The sequence below is a fragment of the Nocardioides dongkuii genome (assembly GCF_014127485.1).
In the GTDB taxonomy this organism is placed as follows: Bacteria; Actinomycetota; Actinomycetes; order Propionibacteriales; family Nocardioidaceae; genus Nocardioides; species Nocardioides dongkuii.
Map to the genome: position 1 here is coordinate 3,946,524 of NZ_CP059903.1, position 23,682 is coordinate 3,970,205.

Genomic DNA, 23,682 nt, shown 5'->3' on the forward strand with positions numbered 1-23,682 from the left:
GGAGTTGACACGCGTCAACAGACGCGCCGGATCCGTGGTCGCCGGGCCCGGACGCACGACTGCCCGCCACCGTGCGGTGGCGGGCAGTCGTGTGGCGCGACGTGGTGTGAGGTGTCAGTGGTTGGCGCGAGTGCGACCGCTGCCGGCATTGCGGCCGGTCACGGTCGACGCGATGATCACCAGCACGGCGGCGCAGACGATCGCGACGATCCACCGCACCCAGTCGATGCCGTTCGAGCCGTCTCCACCGAAGGCCGAGTACACGAACCAACCGAGGATGACACCCCCGATGCCGCAGAGAATGGTGAGCCAGATCGGAATGTTGTCCTTGTCGCCCGGGGCGACGAACTTACCGAGCAGCCCGATGATGATGCCAGCGATGATGACGCCGATGATCTCCATGTCGTGCCTCCTTCAGGGTTGCCGCGGTCGCGGCACCCTGGTCAGGTAACCGCTGCGTCACCACTTCATGCGGAGTCCTGCGTCACGTCGCTACCCGAGCAGGCCCCGGCGGCGGGCGATCGCGGCGGCCTCCGTGCGGCCGGCGGCGCCCAGCTTGGCCAGGATGTTGGAGACGTGCACCGAGACCGTCTTGGCGCTGATGAAGAGCCGGCGCGCGATCTCGCCGTTGCTGCGGCCCTCGGCGACCAGCGCGAGGATCTCGGTCTCGCGCGCGGTGAGCGAGCCGGCGGCCGGCTCGGCGCGGCCGGGGGCGGTGCCCAGCGCGCGCAGCTCCTCGAGCAGCGGCTGCGCGCCGAGGCGACGGGCGGTCGCGCGCGCCAGGTCGGCGGCCTCGCGGGCGTCCGCGACGTCGCCGGTGGCGCGCAGGATGCCGGCCAGCCCGGCCCGCACCCGGGCGAGCTCGTGGGCGTGGCCGAGCTCGTCGTACCGGGCCTCCGCCTCGCGCCACGCCTGCACCAGCACGTCCTGGGGAGGCGCGTCGACGCCGATGAGCCAGCGCACCCGCAGCGTCTCCGCGTCCAGCCGCGCGACCCAGGCGCGCCCCTCCGGGCCCCAGTGGCCCGAGGGATCGGTGTAGCGCAGCAGCACGGTGTGCCCGTCGGTGTGCAGCCGCGCGACGTCCACGGCGAGCCGCTCCCGCTCGGCGGCGCTGAGGCGGGGCAGGAGCGGGGCCAGGGTCGCGACGGTCACGGCCGCCAGCCGGACCCGGGCACTGAACCACGCGTGCCAGATGCGGGTCATCTCGACCGCCGCGTCGTCGTACGCCCCGAGGACCGCGGCGACGTCCCCGGAGCGTCCGGCGGCCACGATGCCGAGCTCGGCGGCGTGGATGGCGACGCCGCCCTCGCGCTCCCAGTACCGGCGCAGCCCCTCGACCTCGCGGGCCACGTCGGCCCCGCGGGCCTGAAGCACCAGCAGCCGCACCGAGTCCAGGAGCGCCCGCGGGATGATCGGCGCGTGCAGGTCGACGACCTCGGTGAGGGCCAGCACGTCGTCCCACTCGCCGCGGACATGCAGCACCAGCGCCAGCTGCCACCGCGCCTCGAAGCTGTACGGCGCCCACGGGAGCCCGGCCGCCGCCGCCCGGTCGATCGCGCTGCGGAACCACGCCACGGCCTCGTCGAGCTCGGCCCAGTCCTGGTAGGAGCGGCCGAGCAGGAACCGGCCGCGCAGCTCGCTGAGCACCGCACCGGTGCGCTCCGCGTGCTCGACGGCATCCCGGAGGGCCGCGCGCAGCCCCTCCTTGGGCCCGGCCTTCTTCAGGCCGCTGAGCGTGGTGACCGCGTCAGCGACGAGCTCGTGGAGGTCGAGCCGCTCGGCCAGTGCCAGCGCGTCCTGGCCGACCGCGGTCGCCTCCTCGTAGTCGCCGGAGGCGGCCAGGATCCGCGCGTGCACGGTCAGGGCGCGCGCCCGCAGCGGGCTCTCGCCGTCCGGCGCGAGCGCGACGGCCTCGGCGGACAGCTGGACGGGGTCGCCGGCGGTCTCGATGAGGTAGAGCGCGCCGGCCTGGGCGATGAGCATCCGGGCCCGCTCCGCGTCGGTGCCGCCCTCGCCCTGCCGGCCGAGGTGCTCGGCGATCAGCGCGACCGCCCGCTCGGGGTCGCCGCTGGCCGTCAGCGCGTCGGCGGCCTGGACGACCAGCGTCGAGAGGCCGACGTCCCCGGCCGTCCGACGCGAGTCGGCGAACAGCTCCAGCGCCTGCTGGTAGTGGTAGGCCGCCTCGCCCGGGCCGCCCACCGCCGACGCCTCGTGGCCGGCGCGGATGCTGGCGTCGAGCGCCGTCTCGAGGTCCATCGCGAGCCGGGCGTGCCGCGCCAGCTCCGCGGCCGTGCCGCGCGCGCGGCCGTCGCGCAGCGCCGCGGCGTACGTCGCGTGCAGGCGGACCCGCTCGCCGGGCAGCAGGTCGTCGTACACCGCCTCGCCGAGCAGCGCGTGCCGGAACGCGTAGCGGCCGCCCTCGGTGACCAGGACGTTCATCTCCACGGCGCTTCGCAGGCCGGTCTCGAGGGCGGCGGCGTCCAGCCCGGCGACCGCCTCCAGCACGTCGTGGGCGACCTTGCGCCCGGCGACGCACGCCGCCCGGACCACCTGGCGCGCGGTGTCGTCGAGCCGGTCGACCCGGACCAGCAGGAGGTCGGCGAGGTCCGCGGGCACCCAGCTGCCGCCGCCGGACGCGGCGCTCGCGAGCTCCTCGACGAAGAACGCGTTGCCGTCGGCGCGGTCGACGATGTCCTCGACGACGGCGGCGAGCTCCTTGTGCGAGAGCCCCGCGGGCGCGAGCTGGGCGACGAGCGCGCGCACCGCCTCGTCGGGCAGCGGGCTCAGCGCGATCCGGTCGACCCCGCGCAGCCGCGACCACTCCGCGACCTGGGCGCGCAGGGGGTGCCGGCGGTGCAGGTCGTCGGCGCGGTACGACGCGACCACTGCGACCGGCCCGGCGAACGGGCGGGTGAACAGGAAGCTGAGCATGTCCCGGGTCGACCGGTCGGCCCAGTGGGTGTCCTCGACGACCAGGAGCAGCGGCGCCTTGTCGGCCGCGGCCTCCAGCAGCGCGTGGACCGCCTCGAACAGGTCGCCGCGGTCGAGCGCGGCGGTCCTCCCGTCGTCGGGCGCGGTGAGCACCCGCCGTCCCGGCTGGAGGCGGGCGAGCGCGGGCTGGGCCGCCGCGACCCGGTCGACGACGTCGGGGAGGTCGGCGGCGAGCCACCCGAGCACCTCGGAGAACGGCAGGTACGGCAGCGCGCTGTCGCCGAAGTCGAGGCAGTGCCCGGCGCAGACCTGCCAGCCGTCGGCGACCGCGAGGTCGCGCAGCTCGGTGAGCAGCCGGGTCTTCCCGACGCCGGCGTCGCCGGAGAGCAGCACCACGCCGCCGGGACGGCTCCCGCCCGCGGACGTGCCGACGCCGAGCGCCGCGGCGATCTCGGTCAGCTCGGCGTCCCGCCCGACCATCGGGGTCGGGGTGCTCCGGTCGGGGTGGGCCACGTGCTCCATGATCCCGCGAAGCGGGACGGTCTGCTCGGAATTGCTCAGCGGGCGTCCTCGACCGGCACGGACGGGCGGCGCACCCGGCGCACCCGCGGGGCCCGGCCGTGCCCGTGGCGGCGGCTGCGGACGCCGGCGCGGATCCGGCTGCTGCGGTAGTCCATCTCGGACTTGGCGTAGACGTTGCTCTCGAACATGGTGCTGCTCCTCGGTCTCAGGGCTTCTCGATGACCCGAGACTCGTCCGCTGAGGTAGGCCCGCACATCGGGCGGATGCCCTATCTCCGGGAGCGGGCGGCGCGCTGCTACCTCAGGCGGTAGCGACCGCCCGGCCACCGACCCAGGTGCCGGCGACGAGCGGGACGCCCGGACGGTAGGCGAGGTGGACGTGGCTCGGGGCGTCGATCGCGAGGAAGTCCGCCCGCGCGCCCGGAACCAGCCGGCCCACGTCGTCACGGTCCAGCGCGGCGGCGCCGCCCGCGGTCGCGGCGTGCACGGCCTCGGCGGGGGTCATCCCGAGGTCGCGGACCGCGACGGCGATGCAGAACGGCAGGCTGCTCGTGTACGACGACCCGGGGTTGCAGTCGCTCGCGAGCGCGACCCGCACGCCGGCGTCCAGCAGCCGGCGGGCGTCGGGGTAGGGCTGGCGGGTCGAGAACTCGACCCCGGGCAGCAGGGTCGCGATGGTGCCGCTGTCGCGCAGCGCGTCGACGTCCGCGTCGTCGAGGTGGGTGCAGTGGTCGACCGCGACCAGCCCGAGCTCCGCCGCGAGTCGTACGCCGGGTCCCGGGCCGAGCTGGTTGGCGTGCAGCCGGCCGCGGAGCCCGGCCGCCGCGCCGGCCTGCAGGATGGTGCGCGCCTGGTCGGCGTCGAACGCGCCGCGCTCGCAGAAGACGTCGATCCAGCGGGCGTGCTTGCGGGCCGCCTCCAGCATCGGGCCGGTGACCAGCGCGACGTACGCCGCCGGGTCGCCGTCGGGGACGACGTGCGCGCCGAGGAACGTGGTCTCGTCGGTGACCTGCCGCGCGATCGCCAGGCTGCGCGCCTCGTCGCGGACGGTCAGGCCGTAGCCGCTCTTGACCTCCACCGTGGTCGTGCCCTGGCGGCGCATCTCCCCGACCAGCCGGGCGAGATTGGCGGCGAGCTGCTCGTCGGTCGCGGCGCGGGTGGCGGCGACGGTGGTGCGGATGCCGCCGGCGGCGTACGGCTCGCCGGCCATCCGGGCGGCGAACTCGGCGCTCCGGTCGCCGGCGAAGACCAGGTGGCTGTGGCTGTCGACGAACCCGGGCAGCACCGCGCGCCCGCCCAGGTCGTACGCCACGTCGGCCGCGGGCGCGTCGGCCGCGCTGCCGACCCACGCGACCCGGCCCCGCTCGACCACGAGCGCCGCGTGGTGACGTACGCCGAGGAGGTCGGCGGCCTGCGGATCGTTGGTGACCAGCTCGCCGATGCCGGTGAACAGCGTGCTGCTCATGCCCACAGCCTCTCGATCTCGTGGGCCAGCTCGCGGCCGATGTCGGCGCGGTCGCCGGCGCGCGCGACGACCCGCCCGTCGGCGACCACGTGGGTGACGTCGGCGGCGGTCGCGGCGAAGACCGCGGTCTGCTCGTCCGCGCCGGTGCCGGCCGTGGTCGGGGTGTCGGTGGCGACGGTGACCAGGTCGGCGCGGGCCCCGACCGCGATCCGCCCCGCGTCGGCGTACCCCAGGCTGTCGTGGCGGGTCGCGGCCTCGAGGAGCTCGGCCGCCGACCAGTGGCCGCGCCGCTGCGTCGCCAGCCGCTCGTCGAGCTCGACGGCGCGCATCTCCTCGAACAGGTCGACCACCGCGTGGCTGTCGCTGCCGAGCGCGAGCCGCGCCCCCGCGTCGTGCAGCGCGCGGCTCGGGCCGACGCCGTCACCGAGGTCGCGCTCGGTGGTGGGGCAGAGACAGACGCTCGTGCGGCTGCGTCCGAGGCGCCCGATGTCGTCGGCGGTCAGGTGGGTCGCGTGCACGGCGGTCGTCCGCGGACCGAGCGCGCCGGCCTCGTCGAGGAGCGCGGTCGGCGTGACGCCGTACGCCGCCAGGCAGTCGTCGTTCTCGCGCACCTGCTCGCTCAGGTGCACGTGCAGCGGGCCGTCGCCCGCCCCCGCCACGACCGTCGTGAGGTCCTCCCGCGGCACGGCACGCACCGAGTGGATCGCGGCGCCGACGACCGCCCGCGCGCCGACGGTGTCGCGCAGCTCCGCGATCCTCGCCGCCCAGGCGTCCGCGGACCCGTCCGAGTACCTCAGCTGCGCGCCCTCGACCGGCGCACCGAACCCCGCGCTGAGGTAGCAGGCGTCCAGCAGCGCCAGCCGTACGCCGGCCTCCGCGGCCGCCTCGACGAGCGCGAGCCCCATCGCGTGCGGGTCGTCGTACGGCGTGCCGCCGGGCTGGTGGTGCAGGTAGTGGAACTCGCCGACCGTGGTGATCCCGGCCGCCGCCATCTCGCGGTAGACCGCCCGCGCCAGCCGTCGGTAGGAGTCGGGGTCGAGCCGCCCCGCCACGGCGTACATCTGCTCGCGCCAGGTCCAGAACGTCCCGCCCCCGCGCTGCGTCCGCCCCCGCAGCGCCCGGTGGAACGCGTGGCTGTGCGCGTTCGCGAGGCCGGGGAGGGTGAGGCCGGGGAGTCGGACGGTTTCCCCGGTGATCCGGGGAAACCTGATGTTCTCGGCCGTCGCGATGCCCGAGAACATCAGGTTCTCCCTGAGAACATCGACCGCCGCGAACCGCCCGTCCTCGACCTCCACCAGCACCTCGTCGGCGACGGCGCCGTCGACCCAGGCCCGCTCGAGGAGGTACGCCGTGCGGGTCACCGCAGCAGGTCCTCGAGCACGTCGGTCAGGGCGGTCACGCCGGCCAGGCAGTCGGACACGAGCGCCGACTCGGCGGGCGAGTGCGAGACGCCGGTGGGGTTGCGGACGAAGAGCATCGCGGTCGGGATGCCCGCGGCCTGCAGGACGCCGGCGTCGTGGCCGGCCTGGGTCGCGAGCACCGGCCAGCCGCGCGGCTCGGCGAGGGCGGCGGCCAGCGCGGGGTCGAAGGCGACCGCGCCCGAGACCGACTCGGCGGCGACCTCGACCCTGGTGCCGTCGCGGCCCGCGCGGTCGGCCGCCTGCCGGGACACCGCGGCGACCAGCTCCTCGAGCGCGGCGTCGGTCGCGCCGCGGGCGTCGAGCCAGGCGCTGACCCGCGACGGGATCGCGTTGGTGCCGTTCGGCGCGACCTCGAGCCGCCCGAAGGTCGCCCGCTGCCCGGCGATCCGCGCCTGCTTGTTGGCGGCCAGCGCGGTCATCGCGTAGGTCAGCATCGGGTCCGCGCGGTCCTCCATCCGGGTGGTGCCGGCGTGGTCGGCGTCCCCGCGGAAGTCGTAGCGCCACCGCCCGTGCGACCAGATCCCGCTCGCGACGCCGACGGGCGCGTCGAGCTGGTCCAGGCCGCGGCCCTGCTCGACGTGCAGCTCGACGAACGTGCCGACGCCGTCCAGGAGCGCCGACGTCCCGCCGGCCACGACGTCCCCGAGCGGCACGCCGGAGCGGTCGCGCAGCCCGCGGGCGTCGTCCCAGGACAGCGCGCCGGTGGCCAGCCGCGAGCCCAGGCAGGCGACGCCGAAGCGGGAGCCCTCCTCCTCGGCGAACACGCCGATCCCCAGCGGCCGGGCCGGCGCCACGCCCCGCTCCCGGAGTCCGTCGACCGCCGCCAGCGCCGAGACCACGCCGAGCGGGCCGTCGTACGCCCCGCCGTCGAGGACCGAGTCGAGGTGCGACCCGGTGAGGACTCCCCGGGCGTCATCACCGGGGACGCCGCCCCACCACGCGACCACGTTGCCGAACCCGTCCTCGCGCACCGCGAGCCCGCGCGCGGCCGCCTGCTCGGCGAGCCAGGCCCGCAGCTCGGTCTCCGCCGCCAGGAACGGCTGGCGGAAGTAGCCGCCCGTCTCCGCCGAGCGCCCCACCGGGGCCAGGTCCGCCCACATCCGCTCGAAGTCGTCAGGCATGGTGTCCTCCATGGAGTTCCAGGACGTCGTCCGCCGCCGCCGGATGGTGCGCCGCTACACCGACGAGCCGGTCGACCCGGCCGTCGTCGACCGGGCGCTGCACAACGCCACCCGCGCCCCGAGCGCCGGGTTCAGCCAGGGCTGGGCGTTCGTCGTCCTGGACACCCCGCACGACGTACGCCGGTTCTGGGCGGCCACCGCCGACCCCGCCGCGCCGGGCCGCGAGCCCGACTCCTGGCTGCGCGGCATGATGACCGCCCCCGTGGTCGTGGTGCCGTGCAGCAGCAAGGCGGCCTACCTGGACCGCTACGCCGAGCCCGACAAGGGCTGGACCGACCGCGACGAGGCCCGCTGGCCGGTGCCGTTCTGGCACATGGACGCGGCGATGGCGAGCCTGCTGGTGCTGCAGACCGCGGTGGACGCGGGCCTCGGCGGCTGCTTCTTCGGGGTGCCGCCGCACGCGGACGCCGCGCTGCGCGAGGAGCTCGGCATCCCCGACGACCACGACCCGGTCGGCGTGATCACCCTCGGCCACCCCGCCGACGGCGGCGCGGCCGGCTCCCCCGCCCGGCGCCGCCGGCGCCCGCTCACCGAGGTCGTCCATCGCGGCGGCTGGGGTCACTGACCCAGCAGACCGCCTGACGCCGGTCCCGACAAGCCGCCGCCCCGCGCGGAGGTCTCGGATACGAGAGCGACCGGGGGTGTGTACGGTCCCGCGCATGACCGACAGGGCCGTGGACCCGGCCGTGGCCAAGCTGCAGGCCCTCGTGCGGATCCCGACCGTGAGCCACCGCGACCCCGCGCTGGTCGACACCGCCGCGTTCGACGACTTCCTCGTCGAGCTCGCGCGCCAGTTCCCGGTGCTGCACGAGCGCCTCGAGCTGACCCGGATCCACACCCACGGGCTGCTGTTCCGCTGGCCCGGGCGCAGCGCGGCGCGCCCGGTGGTGCTGATGGCGCACCTCGACGTGGTCCCGGTCGAGGGCACCTGGCAGCACCCGCCGTTCTCCGGCGCGCTCGTCGACGGCCAGGTCTGGGGCCGGGGCACGCTCGACGACAAGGGTTCCCTGGTCGCGATCTGCGAGGCGGTCGAGGTGCTGCTGGAGGACGGCTTCACCCCCGCCCAGGACGTCTGGCTGAGCTTCGGCTGCGACGAGGAGGTCTTCGGCCGGGCCGCGCCGCTCGCCGTCGCGGAGCTGGTACGCCGCGGCGTCCGGCCGTGGTTCGTCCTCGACGAGGGCGGGGCGATCGCGAGCGAGGCGTTCCCGGGCGTCGGCGCACCCGTCGGCGTCGTGGGTGTCACCGAGAAGGGCGTCACGTCGGTCGAGCTGGTTGCGGAGGGCCGCGGCGGGCACGCCTCGACGCCCGCGAAGGGCGGGCCGACCGCCCGGATCGCCCGCGCCATCACCCGCCTGGAGCGCGCGCCGATGCCGGCCAGCACGCCGGAGCCGACCCTCGAGCTGTTCCGCCGGCTGGCGCCGCACGCCCCGCTCCCCCTGCGCCCGCTGATGGCCCACGCCGACCGGATCCGGCCGCTGCTCACCCGCGCCCTCCTCGCGGCCGGGCCGGAGACCGCGGCGATGACGCGCACCACGCTCGCCGTCACCACGCTGTCGGGCAGCCCGGCGATCAACGTCATCGCCGCCACCGCGCGGGCCGGCGTCAACATCCGGGTGATGGTCGGCGACACCGTCGCCGGCGTGCTCGACCACGTCCGCCGGGTCGTCGACGACGACGCGGTGCGGCTCGAGGTCGTCGAGCAGAACGAGCCGAGCCCGGTCTCCCCCCGCGACGACGCCTTCTCGCTGATCGAGCGCTCGATCAGCGAGATCTTCCCCGACGCCGTCCCCGCGCCGTACGTGATGATGGCCGCCACCGACGCCCGCCACTTCACCGCGATCTGCGAGCGCGTCTACCGGTTCGCCCCCTTCCGGATGACCAAGGCCCAGCGCCAGGCCATCCACTCCTACGACGAGCACCTCGCGGTCGACGCGTTCCTCGACGGCGTCCGCTGGTACCGCCACCTGATCGAGAGGCTGCCCGCATGAGCACCGAGACCCCGCTGAGGCCCGTGCACGGGCTGTTCGCGATCGTCGGCTTCCTGGTCTGCGTGGAGGTCGCCAGCGGGGTGCTGCAGGGCTACTACACGCCGATCTACCCCGACATCGCCGAGCACCTCTCGATCCCCGAGGGCGACGTCAACTGGTTCGAGGCGGCGCAGCTGATCGTCTCGGCGCTGTGCGTGCCGCTGCTCGCCCGGCTCGGCGACCTGGTCGGCCACAAGAAGGTGCTGCTGCTCTCGACCGCGGTCACCGCGCTCGGGTCCTGGGTGCTGGCCTTCGCCCCCGGCTTCACGACGTTCCTCATCGGGTGGGCGATCCAGGGCGCGTACGTCGTCTGGCTGCCGCTCGAGGTCGCGATCATCCACCGCCGCACCGCCGGCACCGGCCAGCAGACCCGCCTCACCCGGCGGTCCGCGGCGATCCTCGTGGGCGCCCTCGAGCTGTCCGTGATCGTCGGGGCGCTCACCTCCGGCGCACTCGTCGAGGCGACCTCGATGACGGTGCTGCTGACCCTGCCCGCGATCGTGGTGACCGTCTGCTTCTTCCTCATCTGGTGGGGCATCGCCGACGTGCCGGGTGAGTCCACCGGCGGCATCGACTACGGCGGCCTCGGGCTGATCACGCTTGCGCTCGGGCTGGTGATGGCCGGGCTGGTCGTGATCCGCCTCGACGGGCCGGACAGCGTCTGGGCCTGGCTGCTGGTCCTCGCGGGTCTCGCCACGCTGGTGCCGTTCGCCCGCTACGAGAACCGCCTCGAGCAACCGCTCATCGACGTACGCCTGCTCGCCACGCGCGCCCAGTGGCCGGTGCAGCTGACCGCGTTCCTCTTCGGCATGTCGGTGCTCGGCGCGCAGATCCCGCTGTCCACCTTCGCCCAGACCGACCCCGACGTGGCCGGCTACGGCCTCGGCGCCAGCGCCGGCTTCGTCTCCACGCTGATCGGCGTGTACGTCGTGTTCCTCGCCATCGGCGCGTTCACGCTGCCGCTGACCTCGCGGCTGCTCGGCCCGCGCGGGGCACTGGTCGCCTCCGCGCTGCTGGTCGCGCTGGGCTACGCGATGTGGCTGGTGCTGCACGACACGACCGGCCAGGCCCTGGTCAACATGGCCGTCGCCGGACTGGGCTCGGGGGCGCTCGTCGCCGCCCTGCCGGCGACCGCGGCGGCCGCCGCCCCGCCCGACCGCACCGGCTTCGCCACCGGCATGACCAACGCGACCAAGACCGTCGGCGGCGCGATCGCCTCCTCGATCTTCGCGATCGCGCTCACCGCCACCGGCTCGCTGGACGGCCCGGACGAGGGCCAGGCGCCGCTCTCCGGCTACCTCACCGTCTGGGCGGTCTGCGCCGGCGCCGCGCTGGTCGCCGCCGCCGTCCTGCTGCTGATGCCGGCGACCGCCCCGGAGGAGCGGGAGGACTTCGCGCTGCCCGCCTGACTATCCTCGGAGGGCATGGAGGAGCGCGAAGGCAAGCGCAAGGATCGCGATGCCGCCGGGGCGCGGATCCAGCACCAGCAGACCTGGGTCGACCACCAGATCCGGGTGGCGATGGAGCGCGGCGACTTCGACGACCTGCCCGGCGCCGGCAAGCCGCTCGGCGACCTCGGCACCCAGCACGACCCGGAGTGGTGGCTCAAGAAGCTGGTGGAGCGGGAGCGGCTCGTCGTGCTGCCGCCGAGCGTGGCGCTGCGCAAGGAGGACGCCGAGCTCGACGACCGGCTGGACCGGCTGCACGCCGAGCGCGAGGTCCGGGCCGCGGTCGAGGACTTCAACCAGCGGGTGGTCGCGGCCCGCTACCGGCTGCCCGAGGGGCCGCCGCTGGTGACCATGCCGCGCGACCTCGAGGAGACCCTGGAGGCCTGGCGGACCCGCCGCGCCGAGCGCCGGCGTACGGCGGCCGCCCCGGCGCCCGAGCCGCCGCGGCGCCGGTGGTGGCAGCGCCGCCGCTGACCCGCTGTGGACCCGTTGTGCCCATGATCACCGCCCTCGGGGGCTGTGCATCTGCTTCCGTACCGGCAGTATGTGACCATGGCAGTTTCGTTCTTCGAGGCGTTCACGCCCCAGGAGGTCGCGCGGATCAGCGCGGCCGGCACGCGCGTCCGGCTCCCCCAGGGGTGGTCGCCGATCTGGGAGTCCACCCCGGCCGACAAGGCCTACATCATCCTGGCCGGCGAGGTCTCGGTCCGGCACGGCCGCGAGGAGATCGCCCGGCTCGGCGCCGGCGACATCATGGGCGAGACCGCGATCGTCAACCACACCCTCCGCACGGCGACCCTGGTGGCGCTCACGCCCCTCGATCTCATCCACCTCACCGACGAGGCGGTCCGCCGCCTGACCGAGCAGCTGCCGTCGTTCCGGACCGCGCTCGACGAGGTCGTGCTGGCCCGAGAGATTGCTCATACCGGCGAGTAACCAACCGCTGCTACGTTCCGCCCCATGACCGGCTCCCGCAGCGCCAAGGACTTCTTCGCCCCCCTCGCCGTCGGCGCGCCCGCGCCCGTGCGCGAGATCCCCGCCCGGCCGAGCCGGGCCATCCACTTCTTCGACCCGGGCAACGCCAAGATGGCCGCCAAGGTGCCCGACATGGTCGGCAAGGTCGACGTGCTCCTGGGCAACCTCGAGGACGCGGTCAAGGCGGAGAACAAGGAGCGCTCCCGGCAGGGGCTGGTCGACATCGGCCGCGCGACCGACTTCGGCCCGACCCAGTTCTGGACGCGGATCAACTCCCTGGACAGCCCCTGGGCGCTCGACGACCTGACCACGCTGGTCCCGGCGATCGGCGACAAGCTCGACGTGATCATGGTCCCGAAGGTGCAGGGCGCCGAGGACATCCACTACGTCGACCGGATCCTCGCCCAGCTCGAGGCCAAGGCCGGCCTCTCCCGCCCGATCCTGGTGCACGCGATCCTCGAGACCGCCCGCGGCGTCGCGAACGTCGAGGAGATCTGCGCGGCCTCCCCGCGGATGCAGGGGCTCTCGCTCGGCCCGGCCGACCTGGCCGCGGACCGGCGGATGAAGACCACCCGGGTCGGCGGCGGCCACCCCGGCTACCTGGTCCGCCAGGACCCGCCGCGCGCCGGCGGCGAGACGCAGTACGACGCCGAGCGCACGACGTACCAGCAGGACCTGTGGCACTACACGATCGCCCGGATGGTCGACGCCTGCGCGATGCACGGCATCTACCCCTACTACGGCCCGTTCGGCGACATCGCCGACACCGTGGCCTGTGAGGACCAGTTCCGCAACGCCTTCCTGCTCGGCTGCGTGGGCGCCTGGAGCCTGCACCCCAAGCAGATCGCGATCGCCAACAAGGTCTTCTCCCCCAGTGTCGAGGACGTCGCCCACGCGCGCCGCGTGATCGCCGCGATGGGCGACGGCACCGGCGCGGTGATGCTCGACGGGAAGATGGAGGACGACGCCTCGGTCAAGCAGTGCCAGGTGATGGTGGCGCTGGCCGAGGAGCTGGCCGCCATCGACCCGGAGCTGAAGAAGCAGTACGACGCGATCACCCTCGAGGAGGCCTGAGATGTCCGACTTCACCCCGCTCCGCTCGGTCCTCTACATGCCGAGCTCCAACGAGCGCGCCCTCGAGAAGGCCAAGTCGATCCCCTGCGACGGGCTGATCCTCGACCTCGAGGACGCCGTCGCCCCCGACGCGAAGCCGGCCGCCCGCGAGGCGGCCTGCGCCGCGGCGTCCTCCGGTGAGTACGGGCGCCGTACCGTCACCATCCGGGTCAACGGCATCGGCACCGAGTGGCACGACGCCGACCTCACCGCTGCCGCCCAGGCCGGCCCGGCCGCGGTGGTGGTCCCGAAGGTGGGCAGCGCCGCCGAGGTCCAGCAGCTCGTGGACGCCCTCGAGCGCGCCGGCGCCCCCGACCACACCACGCTGTGGGCGATGGTCGAGACCCCGGTCGCGATCCTCGACGCGCTCGCGATCGCCCGCGCCTCCGACCGGCTCTCGGCGCTCGTGATGGGCACCAACGACCTGGTCAAGGAGCTGTACGCCGAGCACGTGCCCGGCCGCGCCCCGATCCTGCCGTCGCTGCACACCGCGCTCCTCGCCGCGCGCGCCGCCGGCATCGCGATCATCGACGGCGTCTACAACGACGTGAAGGACACCGAGGGCTTCCTCGCCGAGTGCGAGCAGGGCCGGCAGATGGGCTTCGACGGCAAGACGCTGATCCACCCCGGCCAGGTCGAGGGCGCGAACGCCGCCTTCGCCCCCTCCGAGCGGGCCGTCGAGGACGCCCGCGGCCTGATCCAGGCCTGGGAGGACGGCCAGGGCGCCGGCGTCGTCACCTACCAGGGGAAGATGGTGGAGAACCTGCACGTCGAGTCCGCCCGCCGCACGCTGAGCATCCACGAGGCGATCCAGGCGCTCGGGTAGCCCTCAACCTCGTTGGTCGAGTAGCCCGCGAGGTACGAGCGGGCGTATCGAGACCACACACCGGCGGGTCTCGATACGCTCGCTACTCGACCAACGAAAACCGGCGCTCGCTACTCGACCAACGCCGCCCCGGCGAGGAACGCCAGGACCTTCTCGGCGGGCATCTCGCAGGGGCGGAACCGCTCCTCGCCGTCGGCGGGCAGGTAGAGGTTCGCGCTGATCACGTCGGTGCCGCCGAGCTCCTCGGCGTACACGCTCTGCACGCGGCCGCCGAGGCGGACGGTGCGGGTCACGCCGTACCGGCGGCCGGCGAAGTCGACCTCGGACCACCCCTCCGGGAGCCGGTCGAACAGCGCCGCCGGCGAGGTCACTCCCGGGTGCGGCGGAAGGTCTCGTCGAGCCACACCTTGGCGGTGCCGAGGAACCCCGCCATGTCGTGCACGAGCCGGCCGACCGCGTCCTGGCTCTGCTGGAAGGTCTCGGAGTAGCTGCGCGCCGCCTCCCGGGCGGCGTCGCTGACGGTGGCGCCGTCGTCGTCACCACGGCGGGGATAGCCGCCGGCGACGACGGCCGTGTACTCGCCGGAGTCGACCCAGCGCCGCAGCTCGGCGGCGCGGACGACGGCGAACGGGTGCGTCTGGTTCTCGATCAGCAGCAGCTTGAGCACCGAGTCGCGCAGGTCGCCGGCGGCGAGGTACTCCTGCCCCTGGGCGAAGAACGACGCCGTGTCGAGGTCGTCGAGGTGGCCGCCGCTCGCGAGCTTCATGTGCACCCGGAACGCCGTGGCCGGGTCCTGGGTGGCCAGCAGCCCCGCCCGGTCGGCGGACAGCTCGGCCTTGCGCGACCACTCGTGCAGCGCCGCCATGATCGCGCGGACGCCGAGCCCGCCGATCGGGATCGTCGAGAGCAGGCCGGAGAGCTGGATCAGCCGCTGCAGCAGGGTCTGGTAGACCGCGTGGCCGCTGATCGCGTGCCCGAGCTCGTGGCCGACCACGAACCGCAGCTCGTCCTCGTCGAGCAGGTCGACCAGCCCGGAGGTGAGCACGATGAACGGCTCGTTCATGCCGAGCGTGTGCGCGTTCGGCACCGGGTTCGCCACGACGTACAGCTCCGGCAGCGTCGGCAGGTCCGGGGCGTCCAGGGTCTGCGCGACCTCGCCCAGCAACCGGTGCAGCACCGGGAACTGGCGCTCGTCGGCGCGCACCGCCGACCCCAGGAAGACCAGGCGCACGGCCCGCTCGTTGAAGAGCCCGGACACGGCCTTGAGCACCGAGTCGAACCCCTTCAGCTTGCGCAGCGCCACCAGGGCGCCGCGGTCGGCAGGGTGCTCCCAGGCACGGGAGCTGATGTCGCGCAGGACGGTGCGCCCGCGGGCGGGGGTCGTGGTCACGCGGTCACTCTGGCACGGAGCCCCGCGCCCCGTCCGCGAACATCTCGACCAGGCGCGCGGGCCGCGGGTCCTCGACCAGGTCCTCCAGCGGCACCGGCAGCGGGATGCACCAGTTGTCGCGCTCCACGGTGCCGGGCACGTTGGGACGGCGCTCCTCGCTCACCGCGTCCTCGAGCGCCACCGAGAGCAGCAGGGACGGCGCCGCCGCGAGCTGGGCGTACGCCGACGCCACGGCCTCGTCGGGTCCCGCGTCCTCGTCGAGGCCCCCGCGGGCGAGCCGCGCCAGCAGGTCCTTGCGCCCCGAGCGCACGTCCTCCTCGGCCATGTCGGTGGTCGCGAGCTGCTCGTCGACGTCCGTCCCGCTCCACAGGCCGGCGACGGTCGGCAGGTCGTGGGTGGTGACCGCGGCCATCGCCTGCGGGGGCCAGTCCGCGGGGTCCTCGTCCTCGAACCACAGCACCTTGTAGGACAGGATCCCGCGCTCCGCGAGCGCCTCGCGCACGCCCGGCTCGACGGTGCCGAGGTCCTCGCCGACCACGACCGCGCCCGCGCGGTGCGACTCCAGCGCGACGATGTCGAGCAGGTCCTCGGCCGGGTAGCGGACGTAGGCGCCCTCGGTCGGCCCCTCGCCCTCCGGGACCCACCAGAGCCGGAACAGCCCCATCACGTGGTCGATCCGGAGCCCGCCGGCGCCGGAGATGGTGCTACGCACCGACTGGATGAACGGCGCGTACTCCGCCAGCTGGAGCCGCCACGGCACCAGCGGCGGGGAGCCCCAGTCCTGGCCGGAGGAGTTCAGCAGGTCCGGCGGCGCGCCGACGCTGACGCCCGCCGCCAGCACGTCCTGCCAGGCCCACGCATCCGCCCCGGCGCCGGAGACGCCGATCGGCAGGTCCTGCAGCACGGTCAGGTCGCCGGCCGCGTCCCGCAGCTGCCGGTCGACCAGCCACTGCAGCCAGACGTGGAAGTCGACGTCGGCGCGGTGCGCCGCGACGTACGCCGCGACCCCCGGCGCGTCCGGCCCTCGTACGTCGTCGGGCCAGGCCCGCGAGTCGGGACCGTGCTCGTCGGCGAGGGCGCACCACGCCCCCCACTCCTCCAGCGGCCCCCCGACCTCGGCCCGCCACCGCTGCTCGTCCTCGTCCGCGCCGGAGCGCGCCTCGAAGACGGCCCGGAGCACCCGGCGCTTGAGCGCCCAGGCGCCGTCGCGGTCGACCGGCCCGCCGGACCGCAGCGCGGCGAGGTCGGCCTCGTGACCGGACAGCAGCGCCGGGTCGAAGCCCGGCACGTCCTCGACCCGGAGGTAGACCGGGTTGCGGAACCGCCGCGTCGCGGGCAGGTAGGGGCTGGTCTCCTGCGGCAGCGTCGGGGCGACCGCGTGCAGCGGGTTGACCAGCAGGAACCCGCCGCCGAGCCGCTCGGTCCACTCGCGCAGCGTGCGCAGGTCGCCGAGGTCGCCGATGCCCCAGCTGCGCCGCGAGCGGGCGCCGTACAGCTGCACCGTCCAGCCCCACCGCTGCTCGGTCGGCACGGCGCACCGGCCCGGTGAGACCACCAGCAGCCGGTCGCGACCGCCCACCTGCACCCGGTGGTAGCCGAGCGGGAAGTCCTCCGGCAGCACGTCGCCGACCTGCCGCTCGGTGCCGTCCTCGCAGACCACGGTGACCGGTCCCAGGCCGAGCCGCCGGCCGGGCCGGGTCACCACCGGGCGGCGCTCGTCGAGGTCCTCCGGTGGCCGCCCGATCACCTCGCGCAGCCGCTTGATGGTCTCGTCGGCGACCCGCTGCGGCCGGTCGTCGGCGTCCACCCAGTCCTGCTGGAGGCCCCAGGCGTCGGCCTGCGTGGCGGTCACGGCGCACCCACGAACGCCGGCGCGCTGCCGGTGCCGGTGCCCGTCCCGGGGCCCTCGGGGGTCTCGTCGACCTCGACGTCGGAGAGCTGCCACACGATGAGGGCGACGCAGATCGCGAGGCCGATCACCAGGAACAGGATGACGGACCATCGCTCGCGGAACGGGCGCTGCCGGGGCGTCTTCTCGTCCATGACTTCCCACTACCCGCCACCCGCCCTCTTAGCCCGCCAGCGGGCCCGGGTCACCGTGACGTGCGTCCCTCCGGGGCCGTCGCTCAGCTCTCCCGCGACCGGAACGCCATCGGGACCCGTACGCCGCGCTCCGCGGCGACCTCCGCGGCCCGGTCGTAGCCCGCGTCGACGTGGCGCACCACGCCCGTGGCGGGGTCGTTGGTGAGCACCCGGGCGATCTTCTCCGCGGCCAGCGGCGTGCCGTCGGCGACGCAGACCTGCCCGGCGTGGATCGAGCGCCCGATGCCGACGCCGCCACCGTGGTGGATCGAGACCCAGGTGGCCCCCGACGCGGTGGTGACCAGCGCATTGAGCAGCGCCCAGTCGGCGATCGCGTCGGAGCCGTCCAGCATCGCCTCGGTCTCGCGGTACGGCGAGGCGACCGACCCGCAGTCGAGGTGGTCGCGGCCGATCACGACCGGCGCCGAGAGCTCGCCGCTGGCGACCATCTCGTTGAACCGCAGCCCGGCGCGGTGCCGCTCGCCGTACCCCAGCCAGCAGATGCGCGCCGGCAGCCCCTGGAACCGCACCCGCTCCTGGGCCAGCGTGATCCAGCGCCGCAGCTTCTGGTCCTCGGGGAAGAGCTCGAGCACGGCCCGGTCGGTCGCGGCGATGTCGGCGGGGTCGCCGGAGAGCGCCGCCCAGCGGAAGGGTCCCTTGCCCTCGCAGAACAGCGGCCGGATGTAGGCCGGCACGAAGCCGGGGAACGCGAACGCCCGGTCGTAGCCGCCCTTGCGCGCCTCGTCGCGGATCGAGTTGCCGTAGTCGAAGACCTCGGCGCCGCGGTCCTGGAGCTCGACCATCGCCCGCACGTGCGCGGCCATCGAGGCCCGCGCCTCCTTCGTGAACCCCTCGGGGTCGGCGGTCCGCCGCGCCTCCCACTCCTCGACGGGGACACCGGCCGGCAGGTAGGCGAGCGGGTCGTGGGCGGAGGTCTGGTCGGTGACGATGTCGACCGGCGCGTCCATCTCCAGCAGCGCCGGCAGCAGCTCCGCCGCGTTGCCGAGGACGCCGATCGACAGCGGCCGTCGGGCGTCCCGCGCCTCGACCGCCCTCCGCACCGCCTCCTCGAGCGACGGCGCCCGCACGTCGAGGTAGCGGTGGTCGATCCGCCGCTGGATCCGGGCCGGGTCGCACTCGATGCAGATCGCGACCCCGTCGTTCATCGTCACCGCGAGCGGCTGCGCACCGCCCATCCCGCCCAGCCCCGCGGTCACGGTGATGGTGCCGGCGAGGGTGCCGCCGAACCGCGTGTCGGCGACCGCGGCGAAGGTCTCGAAGGTGCCCTGCAGGATCCCCTGGGTGCCGATGTAGATCCACGACCCGGCGGTCATCTGGCCGTACATCGTCAGGCCGAGGTCCTCCAGCCGCCGGAACTCCTCCCAGCTGGCCCAGTCGCCGACCAGGTTGGCGTTGGCGATCAGCACCCGCGGCGCCCACGCGTGCGTGCGCATCACGCCCACCGGCTTGCCGCTCTGCACCAGCAGCGTCTCGTCGTCGGCGAGGTCGCGCAGCGCGGCCACGATCGCGTCGTACGCCGCCCAGCTGCGGGCCGCCTTGCCCGTGCCGCCGTAGACGACCAGCTCGTCGGGGTCCTCCGCGACGTCGGGGTCGAGGTTGTTCATCAGCATCCGCAGCGGCGCCTCGGTCTGCCAGGACCGGGCGGTCAGCGCGGTGCCGCGCGCGGCGCGGACGGGTGCGTGGTGGCTCATGCCAGCTCTCCGATCACTGCTTCGGCGGCGTGGACGACGGCACCGTCGCGGACCAGCCCGACGGCGGTCTCGATCTCCGGCGCCAGGTGGCGGTCCGGCCCGGGGCCCTCGACGCCCGCCTCCCGCAGCCGGCGTACGACGGCGCCCGTCGCCGGCGCAGGGTTCAACGGCGCCCGGAGGTCGAGCGCGCGGGCCGCGGTCAGCACCTCGATCGCCACGACCCGGGTGAGGCCGTCGACCGACCGGCGCAGCTTGCGGGCCGCCGACCAGCCCATCGAGACGTGGTCCTCCTGCATCGCGCTCGACGGGATCGAGTCGACCGAGGCGGGCGCCGCCAGCCGCTTGAGCTCGGAGACGATCGCCGCCTGGGTGTACTGCGCGATCATCAGGCCGCTGTCGACGCCCGGGTCATCGGCGAGGAACGGCGGCAGCCCGTGGTTGCGGGCCCGGTCGAGGAACCGGTCCGAGCGGCGCTCGCTCATCGAGGCGACGTCGGCCGCGACGATCCCCAGGAAGTCCAGGACGTAGGCCAGCGGGGCGCCGTGGAAGTTGCCGTTGGACTCGACCCGGTCGCCCATCACCACCGGGTTGTCGATCGCCGAGGCGAGCTCGCGGGTGGCGACGGTCGCGGCGTGCTCTACGGTGTCGCGGGCCGCGCCGTGGACCTGGGGCGAGCAGCGCAGCGAGTAGGCGTCCTGCACCCGGTGGCAGTCCCCGCCGCGGTGCGAGGCCACCACGCCGGAGTCGCGCAGCAGCGCGACCAGGTTGGCGGCCGAGCGCGCCTGGCCCGGGTGCGGCCGGAGCGCCTGGAGGTCGGCGGCGAAGACCCGGTCGGTGCCGAGCTGCGCCTCGACCGACATCGCCGCGGCGACGTCGGCGGTGCGCAGCAGCATCCGGAGGTCCTCGAGCGCCAGCACCAGCATCCCGAGCATCCCGTCGGTGCCGTTGACCAGCGCCAGCCCCTCCTTGGCGCCGAGCTCGACCGGCGACAGCCCGGCGGCGGCCAGCGCCTCGGCCGCCGGCACCAGGCGCCCCTCGGGGTCGCGCACCTGCCCTTCGCCGATCAGCGCCAGCGCGCAGTGGGCGAGCGGCGCGAGGTCGCCGGAGCACCCGAGGGAGCCGTGCTCGTGGACGACCGGGGTGATCCCGCGGGCCAGCAGCGCGACGAGCAGCTCCGCCGTCTCCGGCCGGACGCCGGTGCGCCCGGTGGCGAGCGTCGAGAGCCGCAGCAGCATCAGCGCCCGGGTCACCTCCCGCTCGACCTCCGGCCCGGACCCGGCGGCGTGCGAGCGCACCAGCGAGCGCTGCAGCCGGGCACGGCTCTCGACGGGGACGTGCCGCGTCGCGAGCGCCCCGAACCCGGTGGACACGCCGTACGTCGGGGTGGGCGCCGCGGCCAGCGCGTCGACCACCTCCCGCGACCGGACGACGGCCTCCCGCGCCGCGGCGGACAGCACCACCGGCGCGTCGTGCCGGGCGACCGCGACCACGTCGGCGAAGGACAGCGGTCCGACCTCGACGGTCACGGGGAGAGTCATGCAGCCATCACAATCCCGGCGCCGCCCCTCGCGCCAGCACCGGCGGCGGCCGACCGTCTGGGATCCGAGACGTCTGCCGCTCGCAGGTTTCGATCTCGGTGCACACGTGTAACTTCTTCGCACCGGGCACGTTGAGCCTGGATACGCCGTCGGCCGCGACGCGGGGGGAACCGTGCGGCCGGCGATACCTCATGAGGAGACCCACATGCGCCGGTTCATTCCCGTCGGCACCGCACTCGCGCTCGCAGCCGCAGTGCTGGTCGCGCCCACCACCGCGAGCTCGGCGACCGCGCCGAGCGCCGCCGCCACGTCGTACGCCGCGAAGCCGAAGGCCGGCAAGGCCAAGAAGCCCACGCCCTACGCGTTCCGCGCCCACGGCTACGGCACCCGCATCAAGGGCGGCGACCTCCCGTCGGTGTCCGGCGCCACCGCGCTGGCCTCCCTCGGCTGCACCAACCGCACCGGCATCCGGAAGCACAACGAGGTCGCCGACGTGCAGCTGCCGGGGCTCGGCCGGATCTCGGGCGTCCGCACCGACATCTCCACGGTGAAGACCAAGACCGGGGTGTCGTCGGTCTCCGAGCACAGCGTCGCCCAGATCGTCCTCGCCGAGTCGTCCTTCGGCCGGCTCTCCATCCAGGGCATCACCTCGATGGCCACCGCCAGCGCCGGCCGGTCCGGCTACAGCACCGACGCCGAGACCACGCTGGCCCGCCTGGTCTTCACCCCGACCGGCGGCGAGCCCCGCGAGCTGAGGCTGCCGACGCTCAACCGGCCGATCGAGGTCCCCGGCCTGCTGCGGGTCAGCATCGGGGACATCCGTGAGCGCAAGGGCGCCGACTTCGCCCACGCCCGGGCCAACGGCCTGAAGATCGCGCTGCTCCCGACCCAGACCCGGGTCGTCGTCGGCCGCACCGTCGCCTACATGACCCGCGGCATCCGCACCGGCCTCTTCAACGGCTCCTCCGCCGCGACGAGGGCCGAGCTGCTGGCCGGCAACGTCCGCCTCGGCCGCACCCAGTCGCTGACCATGCCCTGCCAGGGCACCGACGGCAAGGTGCAGACCAACGCCGCGGCGAAGGTGAGCATCCCCGGCCTGCTCGACCTCGGCGCGGTCTCCTCGCGGCAGATGGGCAAGCAGGGCAAGCGGCGCGCGCTCGGCTTCGAGGAGGCCTCGGTGGCCAGCCTGAACCTCGGCGACGGCGCGCTGAAGGTCGACGCGATCATGGGCCGCGTCCGGGTCGTCAAGGCCAAGGGCAAGAAGGCCCGCGTGAGCTACGCCGGCTCGACCATCGGCGGCATCACCGTCGACGGCGAGCGCTACTCGCTCCCCGAGCTCGACGGCATCGAGATCCCGGGTATCGCCAAGGTCGAGACCCTGGTGAAGGAGAAGGTCAAGAACGGCGGCCGGATCACCGCGCTCCGGCTGACCCTCCTCGACGGCACCGGCGCCGTGGTCGACCTGGGCCAGGCGTACCTGAAGATCCGCCCCAGCGGGCGCTGACCGCACCCTCCTGACGACGCCGGCCGCCCCGCTGTGGGGCGACCGGCGTCGTCGTGCGTCCGGGGCTGGTCCGTCCGGGTAGCCAGGACGTTGCCCTGGTTTGTGGCCGGGTACCGGACGGGCTACCGACCGAGGAGGCACCACATGGACAACGACGTCATCGTCTGGATCGTCATCGCCGTCGTCGTGCTCGCCCTGCTGGCCGCGCTCGCGTACGTGCTGAGCAAGCGCAAGAAGCAGCGCGACCAGGAACGCGACCACGCCCACGCCGAGCAGCTGCGCCGGCAGGCCCTCACCCACCAGCCCGAGGTGACCGAGTCGCAGCTCGACGCCCGCAAGGCCGAGGCCGAGGCCGAGCTCGCCCGCACCGAGGCGGAGCGCGCCGAGCGCCGGGCCGCCGAGGCCCGCCAGGCCTCGGCCGTCACTGAGGCCCGGCAGGAGGACGTCGTCCGCCAGGCCGACAGCATCGACCCGCGCGTCGACCACCGGTCCGAGGGCTACACGCCGGTCACCCCGGCCGAGGGCACGGGCACGACGAGCACCGGCACGACGAGCACGGGCACGACGAGCACCGGCAGCACCACGGGCAGCACCAGCGGCGCCGCGGAGACCGACGTCCCGGGCCGCCACCGGGACGTCTGACCGACGCCTGATCGCGCCTGCGCGGGGGCTGCCGCACCGGTAGCCTCCGCGCATGGCCCAGGTCCCTGCGGCGACCCGCACGCTGCGGGTCCTGCGCTACCTCGCCGCGCAGCCCGAGCCGGTGCCGCTGGACCAGATCGCCCGCTCCTGCGGACTGCCGCGCAGCACGGCGTACCACCTGCTGCGCGCGATGGTCGACGAGGGCTTCGCCACCCACCTCGTCGAGGAGCACCGCTTCGGCCTGGGGCTCGCGGCGTTCGAGGTCGGCAGCGGCTACGCCCGCCAGGAGCCGCTCCAGCGGATCGCCCGGCGCACCCTCGCCGCGCTGACCGACCGGGTCGGCGAGAGCACCCACCTCGCGGTGCTGCACGGCCGCGACGTCCTGTACGTCGTGGAGGAGCGCGCGTCCGGGCGTCCCCCGCTCGTCACCGACGTCGGGGTGCGGCTGCCCGCGCACCTGACCGCGAGCGGCCGCGCGATCCTGGCCCGGCTGCCGGCCGCGCAGGTGCGGGCGCTCTACCCCGACGGCTCGGCGTTCACCGACCGGCACGGCATCGGCCCCGCGACCCCCGGCGAGCTCCGGGCGGTGCTCCGCGACGCGCGCGCCCGCGGCTGGGCGGTCGAGGACGGGGAGGTCACGCCGGGGCTCGCCAGCGTCGCCGCCGCGGTCCTCGACCACAACGCGCACCCGGTGGCCGCCGTCGCCGTGACCTACCAGGACGCCGACCCCGACCGGCTCGCGCGGGAGGTCCGGCGCACCGCCGACCTGCTCACCCGCCGGCTCGGCGGCGTCGCGGCGGACAGACCCTCGACAGCGACATGAAAAGGTGTCAGGTTTCGGGGACTCGTCGTCCCGGAGGTCCAGGTTGCGCCCGTCCCGCCCCGTCACCCGCCTGCTCGTCTCGG

At 74.8% G+C, this 23,682-nt stretch carries 22 protein-coding genes; 10 read left to right on the forward strand and 12 right to left on the reverse strand.

All coding sequences use genetic code 11. The features are described from left to right. Positions 1 to 114 precede the first annotated feature (114 nt). From H4O22_RS19105 to H4O22_RS19130, 6 genes are all read right to left on the reverse strand, one after another. Complete coding sequence (locus H4O22_RS19105) at positions 115 to 402, reverse strand: GlsB/YeaQ/YmgE family stress response membrane protein (RefSeq protein ID WP_182524879.1); 288 nt, start codon at positions 400 to 402, stop codon at positions 115 to 117. A gap of 90 nt (positions 403 to 492) precedes the next feature. Further along, positions 493 to 3,444 (reverse strand): helix-turn-helix transcriptional regulator, encoded by a 2,952-nt coding sequence (locus H4O22_RS20805; RefSeq protein ID WP_182524880.1) that lies wholly within the window; start codon positions 3,442 to 3,444, stop codon positions 493 to 495. 44 nt (positions 3,445 to 3,488) lie between these two features. After that, positions 3,489 to 3,641 (reverse strand): hypothetical protein, encoded by a 153-nt coding sequence (locus H4O22_RS19115; RefSeq protein ID WP_182524881.1) that lies wholly within the window; start codon positions 3,639 to 3,641, stop codon positions 3,489 to 3,491. A 112-nt stretch (positions 3,642 to 3,753) separates the two neighbouring features. After that, entirely contained in the window at positions 3,754 to 4,917 is a 1,164-nt protein-coding gene (gene hutI / locus H4O22_RS19120) for an imidazolonepropionase (protein WP_182524882.1), read from the reverse strand. Further along, entirely contained in the window at positions 4,914 to 6,278 is a 1,365-nt protein-coding gene (locus H4O22_RS19125) for a formimidoylglutamate deiminase (RefSeq protein ID WP_182524883.1), read from the reverse strand. Before H4O22_RS19125 ends, hutI begins: the two co-directional genes overlap by 4 nt. Beyond that, positions 6,275 to 7,459, reverse strand: a complete 1,185-nt coding sequence (locus H4O22_RS19130; RefSeq protein ID WP_182524884.1) for an allantoate amidohydrolase — start codon at positions 7,457 to 7,459, stop codon at positions 6,275 to 6,277. The genes H4O22_RS19125 and H4O22_RS19130 overlap by 4 nt, the downstream gene beginning before the upstream one ends. Positions 7,460 to 7,469: 10 nt before the next feature. Here H4O22_RS19130 and H4O22_RS19135 point away from each other — a divergent pair, with 10 nt between their 5' ends. From H4O22_RS19135 to H4O22_RS19165, 7 genes are all read left to right on the forward strand, one after another. Next, a complete protein-coding gene (locus tag H4O22_RS19135) occupies positions 7,470 to 8,084 on the forward strand; it encodes a nitroreductase family protein (protein ID WP_182524885.1) in 615 nt (204 codons plus the stop codon). Positions 8,085 to 8,178: 94 nt separating this feature from the next. Next, positions 8,179 to 9,507: a M20/M25/M40 family metallo-hydrolase gene (locus tag H4O22_RS19140; RefSeq protein ID WP_182524886.1), complete on the forward strand. Its 1,329-nt coding sequence runs from the start codon at positions 8,179 to 8,181 to the stop codon at positions 9,505 to 9,507. Then, the gene (locus tag H4O22_RS19145; protein ID WP_182524887.1) at positions 9,504 to 10,955 is read left to right on the forward strand and encodes an MFS transporter; all 1,452 of its coding nucleotides are present in this window, start codon (positions 9,504 to 9,506) and stop codon (positions 10,953 to 10,955) included. Before H4O22_RS19140 ends, H4O22_RS19145 begins: the two co-directional genes overlap by 4 nt. Before the next feature lie 15 nt (positions 10,956 to 10,970). Continuing rightward, complete coding sequence (locus H4O22_RS19150) at positions 10,971 to 11,468, forward strand: DnaJ family domain-containing protein (RefSeq protein ID WP_182524888.1); 498 nt, start codon at positions 10,971 to 10,973, stop codon at positions 11,466 to 11,468. A 78-nt stretch (positions 11,469 to 11,546) separates the two neighbouring features. Further along, complete coding sequence (locus tag H4O22_RS19155; RefSeq protein ID WP_182524889.1) at positions 11,547 to 11,930, forward strand: cyclic nucleotide-binding domain-containing protein; 384 nt, start codon at positions 11,547 to 11,549, stop codon at positions 11,928 to 11,930. A gap of 24 nt (positions 11,931 to 11,954) precedes the next feature. Beyond that, a complete protein-coding gene (locus H4O22_RS19160) occupies positions 11,955 to 13,043 on the forward strand; it encodes an HpcH/HpaI aldolase/citrate lyase family protein (RefSeq protein ID WP_182524890.1) in 1,089 nt (362 codons plus the stop codon). 1 nt (position 13,044) lies between these two features. Continuing rightward, complete coding sequence (locus H4O22_RS19165) at positions 13,045 to 13,908, forward strand: HpcH/HpaI aldolase/citrate lyase family protein (RefSeq protein ID WP_182524891.1); 864 nt, start codon at positions 13,045 to 13,047, stop codon at positions 13,906 to 13,908. A 110-nt stretch (positions 13,909 to 14,018) separates the two neighbouring features. Here H4O22_RS19165 and H4O22_RS19170 read toward each other — a convergent pair whose 3' ends face one another. The 6 genes from H4O22_RS19170 to hutH form a co-directional block, all read right to left on the reverse strand. Beyond that, complete coding sequence (locus tag H4O22_RS19170; protein ID WP_244963032.1) at positions 14,019 to 14,279, reverse strand: peptide methionine sulfoxide reductase; 261 nt, start codon at positions 14,277 to 14,279, stop codon at positions 14,019 to 14,021. After that, on the reverse strand, positions 14,276 to 15,298 hold the full coding sequence (locus H4O22_RS19175; protein WP_182524892.1) for a M48 family metallopeptidase: 1,023 nt from the start codon (positions 15,296 to 15,298) through the stop codon (positions 14,276 to 14,278). Before H4O22_RS19175 ends, H4O22_RS19170 begins: the two co-directional genes overlap by 4 nt. A 4-nt stretch (positions 15,299 to 15,302) precedes the next feature. Continuing rightward, entirely contained in the window at positions 15,303 to 17,150 is a 1,848-nt protein-coding gene (gene malQ / locus H4O22_RS19180; protein WP_220451214.1) for a 4-alpha-glucanotransferase, read from the reverse strand. Further along, complete coding sequence (locus H4O22_RS20455) at positions 17,147 to 17,341, reverse strand: hypothetical protein (protein ID WP_220451215.1); 195 nt, start codon at positions 17,339 to 17,341, stop codon at positions 17,147 to 17,149. The genes malQ and H4O22_RS20455 overlap by 4 nt, the downstream gene beginning before the upstream one ends. Before the next feature lie 83 nt (positions 17,342 to 17,424). Continuing rightward, positions 17,425 to 19,092, reverse strand: coding sequence for a urocanate hydratase (gene hutU, locus H4O22_RS19185; RefSeq protein ID WP_182524894.1), 1,668 nt, complete (start codon positions 19,090 to 19,092; stop codon positions 17,425 to 17,427). Beyond that, entirely contained in the window at positions 19,089 to 20,630 is a 1,542-nt protein-coding gene (gene hutH / locus H4O22_RS19190; RefSeq protein WP_182524895.1) for a histidine ammonia-lyase, read from the reverse strand. Before hutH ends, hutU begins: the two co-directional genes overlap by 4 nt. Before the next feature lie 205 nt (positions 20,631 to 20,835). Between hutH and H4O22_RS19195 the strand changes: the two genes are divergently transcribed. From H4O22_RS19195 to H4O22_RS19205, 3 genes are all read left to right on the forward strand, one after another. Beyond that, positions 20,836 to 22,134, forward strand: coding sequence for a choice-of-anchor P family protein (locus H4O22_RS19195; protein ID WP_182524896.1), 1,299 nt, complete (start codon positions 20,836 to 20,838; stop codon positions 22,132 to 22,134). A gap of 144 nt (positions 22,135 to 22,278) precedes the next feature. Further along, positions 22,279 to 22,776: a hypothetical protein gene (locus tag H4O22_RS19200; protein ID WP_182524897.1), complete on the forward strand. Its 498-nt coding sequence runs from the start codon at positions 22,279 to 22,281 to the stop codon at positions 22,774 to 22,776. 52 nt (positions 22,777 to 22,828) lie between these two features. After that, positions 22,829 to 23,599 carry an IclR family transcriptional regulator gene (locus H4O22_RS19205; RefSeq protein WP_182524898.1) on the forward strand — a complete coding sequence of 257 codons (771 nt, stop codon included), beginning with the start codon at positions 22,829 to 22,831 and terminating at the stop codon, positions 23,597 to 23,599. Positions 23,600 to 23,682: the final 83 nt, after the last annotated feature.

What these genes read in the sequence shown, in the direction of transcription:
- hutH (WP_182524895.1), bottom strand. Translation starts at nt 20,630, where the DNA reads ATGACTCTCCCCGTGACCGTCGAGGTCGGACCGCTGTCCTTCGCCGAC.
- H4O22_RS20455 (WP_220451215.1), bottom strand. Translation starts at nt 17,341, where the DNA reads ATGGACGAGAAGACGCCCCGGCAGCGCCCGTTCCGCGAGCGATGGTCC.
- H4O22_RS19105 (WP_182524879.1), bottom strand. Translation starts at nt 402, where the DNA reads ATGGAGATCATCGGCGTCATCATCGCTGGCATCATCATCGGGCTGCTC.
- H4O22_RS19165 (WP_182524891.1), top strand. Translation starts at nt 13,045, where the DNA reads ATGTCCGACTTCACCCCGCTCCGCTCGGTCCTCTACATGCCGAGCTCC.
- H4O22_RS19160 (WP_182524890.1), top strand. Translation starts at nt 11,955, where the DNA reads ATGACCGGCTCCCGCAGCGCCAAGGACTTCTTCGCCCCCCTCGCCGTC.
- H4O22_RS19205 (WP_182524898.1), top strand. Translation starts at nt 22,829, where the DNA reads ATGGCCCAGGTCCCTGCGGCGACCCGCACGCTGCGGGTCCTGCGCTAC.
- H4O22_RS19200 (WP_182524897.1), top strand. Translation starts at nt 22,279, where the DNA reads ATGGACAACGACGTCATCGTCTGGATCGTCATCGCCGTCGTCGTGCTC.
- H4O22_RS19115 (WP_182524881.1), bottom strand. Translation starts at nt 3,641, where the DNA reads ATGTTCGAGAGCAACGTCTACGCCAAGTCCGAGATGGACTACCGCAGC.
- hutU (WP_182524894.1), bottom strand. Translation starts at nt 19,092, where the DNA reads ATGAGCCACCACGCACCCGTCCGCGCCGCGCGCGGCACCGCGCTGACC.
- H4O22_RS19135 (WP_182524885.1), top strand. Translation starts at nt 7,470, where the DNA reads ATGGAGTTCCAGGACGTCGTCCGCCGCCGCCGGATGGTGCGCCGCTAC.
- H4O22_RS19140 (WP_182524886.1), top strand. Translation starts at nt 8,179, where the DNA reads ATGACCGACAGGGCCGTGGACCCGGCCGTGGCCAAGCTGCAGGCCCTC.
- H4O22_RS19155 (WP_182524889.1), top strand. Translation starts at nt 11,547, where the DNA reads ATGGCAGTTTCGTTCTTCGAGGCGTTCACGCCCCAGGAGGTCGCGCGG.
- H4O22_RS19145 (WP_182524887.1), top strand. Translation starts at nt 9,504, where the DNA reads ATGAGCACCGAGACCCCGCTGAGGCCCGTGCACGGGCTGTTCGCGATC.
- hutI (WP_182524882.1), bottom strand. Translation starts at nt 4,917, where the DNA reads ATGAGCAGCACGCTGTTCACCGGCATCGGCGAGCTGGTCACCAACGAT.
- H4O22_RS19150 (WP_182524888.1), top strand. Translation starts at nt 10,971, where the DNA reads ATGGAGGAGCGCGAAGGCAAGCGCAAGGATCGCGATGCCGCCGGGGCG.
- H4O22_RS19130 (WP_182524884.1), bottom strand. Translation starts at nt 7,459, where the DNA reads ATGCCTGACGACTTCGAGCGGATGTGGGCGGACCTGGCCCCGGTGGGG.
- H4O22_RS19195 (WP_182524896.1), top strand. Translation starts at nt 20,836, where the DNA reads ATGCGCCGGTTCATTCCCGTCGGCACCGCACTCGCGCTCGCAGCCGCA.